The sequence below is a fragment of the Phenylobacterium sp. genome (assembly GCF_030645195.1).
Lineage (GTDB): Bacteria > Pseudomonadota > Alphaproteobacteria > Caulobacterales > Caulobacteraceae > Phenylobacterium.
Map to the genome: position 1 here is coordinate 1 of NZ_JAUSLW010000147.1, position 3,852 is coordinate 3,852.

Sequence of the window (3,852 nt, forward strand, 5' to 3'; positions counted from 1 at the left end):
CACCGAGTAGCCGCCGTAGGCCTTGGCGATGTTGTTGATCAGTTCCTGCATGGTCACGGTCTTGCCCACGCCGGCGCCGCCGAACAGGCCGATCTTGCCGCCCTTGGTGTAGGGGCAGAGCAGGTCGATGACCTTGATCCCGGTCACCAGGATTTCCGCCGAGGTCGCCTGCTCGGCGAAGGACGGGGCTTCACGGTGGATCGGGGCGTAGAACTTGGAGTTGATCGGACCGGCTTCATCGATGGGGTCACCGATGACGTTCATGATCCGGCCGAGCGTGGCCGGGCCGACGGGCACGGTGATCGCGCGGCCGGTGTCGAAGACCGGCTGGCCGCGGGTCAGGCCCTCGGAGGTGTCCATGGCGATGGTGCGGACGGTGTTCTCACCCAGGTGCTGGGCGACTTCCAGCACCAGGCGGAAGGGCTGGCCCGTCCGCTGGTCGGTGTTGGTGGTCTCCAGCGCGCCGAGGATCGGCGGCAGGTGGCCTTCGAACTCGACGTCGACGACGGCGCCGATGATCTGGACGATGCGGCCGGTGGCCACGGCGCCGGCCGGGGCGACCGACTTGGGCGTGGCGCTCTTGGCGGCGGTCGCCTTGGCCGGAGCCTTGGCGGCGGCGGCCTTCGGAGCGGCGGCCTTGGGGGCGGGGGCGGCCTTGGTGGCGGCCGGCTTCTTCGGGGTCGTAGCCATGGGTCGGACTCTTTCGGTCTAGAGCGCTTCGGCGCCGGAGATGATCTCGATCAGCTCCTTGGTGATCTGCGCCTGGCGTGTACGGTTTTTCTTCAGGTTGAGGGCGGCGATCATGTCGCCCGCGTTGCGGGTGGCGTTGTCCATGGCCGCCATCTGGGCGGCATAGAACCCGGCCTGGTTTTCGAGCATGGCCGAGAGCACCTGGACCGTGAGGTTCCGGGGCAGCAGGGTCTCGAGGATGGTCTCCTCGTCGGGCTCGTACTCGTAGGCCGCGCCCTTCAGGTCGATGGTGGCGGCGGCGCCGGCCACCTGGGCGGGGATCAGCTGGGTCAGGGTCGGGGTCTGGACGACCACCGACTTGTAGCGGCTGAAGACCAGGGTCACGACGTCGACCTGGCCGGTCTCGAACTGCTCGGTGATCTTGTCGGCCACCGGCTGGGCCGTGGCCAGGCCGGGCACGCCGGCCTCGAAGGTCGCCACGAAGCGGTCGCCATAGACGCGGCGGAACTGATCGCGCGCCTTCTTGCCGACCGTGATGATCTTGACGTCCTTGCCCTCGGCCAGCAGCGCCACGACCCGTTCGCGCGCGGCGCGGATGATCGAGGAATTAAAGCCGCCGGCCAGGCCGCGGTCGGAGCTGGTCACCACCACCAGGTGACGGTCCTGACGGCCCGTGCCCACCAGCAGCTTCGGCGCGCCGTCGCCGGAGACGCCCGCCGCCAGGTTGGCGATCACCGCGGCCATGCGCTGGGCATAGGGCCGGGCGTTCTGGGCCGCTTCGGTCGCCCGGCGCATCTTCGCCGCGGCCACCATCTGCATCGCGCGCGTGATCTTCTGCGTGGATTGCACGCTTTTGATCTGGTCGCGCATTTCCTTGAGGCTAGCCATTTCTCGCCTCAGACCTTTCTAAACAACCACCAGGTGCTGTCGTCCATCACGGTCGTCCGTTTCCAGAAGAAGCCGTAATCGACCAGCACGAGGTCGGGAAACATATCCAAATAGAGGCCGCCGAAGTCATTCTTGAACAGGAGGTCGGCTTCCCCGCGATAGGGAACGGCCTCCGGCTTCGGCGAAAAGTACTCGGCGCAAAAGACATACTTGGCGGCGACCCGGTGGATCTCCCGCATCGTCGCATCGAGCAGGCTGGGGTCCACGTGGATCAGCACGCCCGTCGTGAAGGCCAGGTCGACGGCCTTGTCGGCCATGGGGATGTCGTGGCCGAAGCCCTCGAACACCCGCTCGGCAGGCAGGACGCCGTCTTCGACGATCTTGGCCCGGGCCGTCGCATTGGGCTCGATAGCCCAGAGCTCCATGTCCGAGACCGCCGGGATGCCCCGCAGGTTGAGGCCCAGATTGGGACCCACCTCGATGGCGCTGCCCGGCGCGTCGCCTTCCATCTTGGAGAGCACCTCTGCCCAGACGCGCGCGCGGCCGCGGACGGCGTCGGCCGAAGCGGTGTTCCGCTCCGTGTACCGATCGCCGAACTCGCCGGACCAGGCGCGCAGCGCTTTGGGCTCAGGGCTCATCTTGTCGTCAGGCGAAGGTGCTGACGAAGGCGGCGAGCGCGTCCTTCAGGGCCTGTTCGGTGTCGGCCTTGAGCTCCTTGGAGGTCCGGATGGTGTCCAGGATCTTCTGGTGCTTGGCGTGCAGGTGGCTCAGCAACTCGGCCTCGAACCGGCCGACCTGGTTGGTCGGGATGGTGTCGAGATAGCCCCGCGTGCCGGCATAGATCACGGCCACCTGCTCCTCGACGGTCAGCGGCGAGTATTGCGGCTGCTTCAGGAGCTCGGTCAGGCGCTCACCCCGGGCCAGCTGGCGCTGGGTGGTGGCGTCCAGGTCGGAGCCGAACTTCGCGAAGGCGGCCAGCTCGCGGTACTGGGCGAGCTCGCTCTTGATGGGGCCGGCGGCGGTCTTCATGGCCTTGATCTGGGCCGAGGAGCCCACGCGGCTGACGCTGGCGCCGACGTTCACGGCCGGACGGATGCCCTGGAAGAACAGGTCGGTTTCCAGGAAGATCTGGCCGTCGGTGATCGAGATCACGTTGGTCGGGATATAGGCCGAGATGTCGTTGGCCTGGGTCTCGATCAGCGGCAGGGCGGTCAGCGAGCCGGAGCCGTTGTCTTCATTCAGCTTGGCGGCGCGCTCGAGCAGGCGGGAGTGCAGATAGAAGACGTCGCCCGGATAGGCTTCGCGGCCCGGCGGGCGGCGCAGCAGCAGGGACATCTGGCGATAGGCGACGGCCTGCTTGGAAAGGTCGTCATAGATGATGACGGCGTGCATGCCGTTGTCGCGGAACCACTCGCCCATGGCGCAACCCGAGAACGGGGCCAGGAACTGCAGCGGGGCGGGCTCCGAGGCGGTGGCGGCGACCACGATGGTGTAGTCGAGCGCGCCGCGCTCCTCGAGGGTCTTGACGATCTGGGCGACGGTGGAGCGCTTCTGACCGATGGCGACGTAGATGCAGTAGAGCTTGGCGCTCTCGTCGTCGCCGGCGTTGATCGACTTCTGGTTCAGGATGGTGTCGATCGCCACGGCGGTCTTGCCGGTCTGGCGGTCGCCGATGATCAGCTCGCGCTGGCCGCGGCCGACGGGAATCAGGCTGTCGATGGCCTTCAGGCCGGTCTGCACGGGCTCGTGCACCGACTTGCGCGGGATGATGCCCGGGGCCTTCACGTCCACCCGGCGGCGCTCGGCCACGTTGGTGAGCGGGCCCTTGCCGTCGATGGGCTCGCCCAGCGGGTTGACGACGCGGCCCAGCAGGCCGCGACCCACCGGCACGTCCACGATTTCCGAGAGGCGGCGGACTTCGTCGCCCTCGGAGATGGCGCGGTCGTCGCCGAAGATCACGACCCCGACGTTGTCGCGTTCGAGGTTCAGGGCCATGCCCTTCACCCCGGCTTTCGGGAACTCGACCATTTCACCGGCCTGGACATTGTCCAGACCGAAGACGCGGGCGATGCCGTCACCGACGGACAGCACCTGGCCGACGTCGGAAACGTCAGCCTCTTCGCCGAAATTGGCGATCTGCGACTTGAGGATGGCCGAAATTTCGGCGGCGCGGATATCCATGTCTTCTTACGCTCTCTTCAGGGCGAACTTGAGGGAATCGAGCTTCGAACGAAGTGAAGCATCGAACAGTCGCGAGCCGACCCGCACCTTGAT

The 3,852-nt window shown here is 67.1% G+C and carries 3 protein-coding genes and 2 pseudogenes; all 5 read right to left on the reverse strand.

What is annotated here, in order from left to right; translation table 11 throughout:
• A pseudogene (locus Q7T09_RS12395) lies at window positions 1-690 on the reverse strand (F0F1 ATP synthase subunit beta); the annotation flags it as partial.
• 18 nt (window positions 691-708) lie between these two features.
• A complete protein-coding gene (locus tag Q7T09_RS12400) occupies window positions 709-1,578 on the reverse strand; it encodes a F0F1 ATP synthase subunit gamma (protein ID WP_304700043.1) in 870 nt (289 codons plus the stop codon).
• Window positions 1,579-1,586: 8 nt separating this feature from the next.
• Window positions 1,587-2,216 carry a pseudaminic acid biosynthesis-associated methylase gene (locus tag Q7T09_RS12405; protein WP_304700044.1) on the reverse strand — a complete coding sequence of 210 codons (630 nt, stop codon included), beginning with the start codon at window positions 2,214-2,216 and terminating at the stop codon, window positions 1,587-1,589.
• Window positions 2,217-2,223: 7 nt separating this feature from the next.
• Window positions 2,224-3,759 (reverse strand): F0F1 ATP synthase subunit alpha, encoded by a 1,536-nt coding sequence (gene atpA, locus Q7T09_RS12410; RefSeq protein ID WP_304700046.1) that lies wholly within the window; start codon window positions 3,757-3,759, stop codon window positions 2,224-2,226.
• Window positions 3,760-3,765: 6 nt separating this feature from the next.
• Window positions 3,766-3,852, reverse strand: a pseudogene (locus Q7T09_RS12415) (F0F1 ATP synthase subunit delta); the annotation flags it as partial.

Bases quoted from the DNA above. Each gene is read 5' to 3' on its own strand.
- atpA (WP_304700046.1), bottom strand. From the start codon at position 3,759: ATGGATATCCGCGCCGCCGAAATTTCGGCCATCCTCAAGTCGCAGATC.
- Q7T09_RS12400 (WP_304700043.1), bottom strand. From the start codon at position 1,578: ATGGCTAGCCTCAAGGAAATGCGCGACCAGATCAAAAGCGTGCAATCC.
- Q7T09_RS12405 (WP_304700044.1), bottom strand. From the start codon at position 2,216: ATGAGCCCTGAGCCCAAAGCGCTGCGCGCCTGGTCCGGCGAGTTCGGC.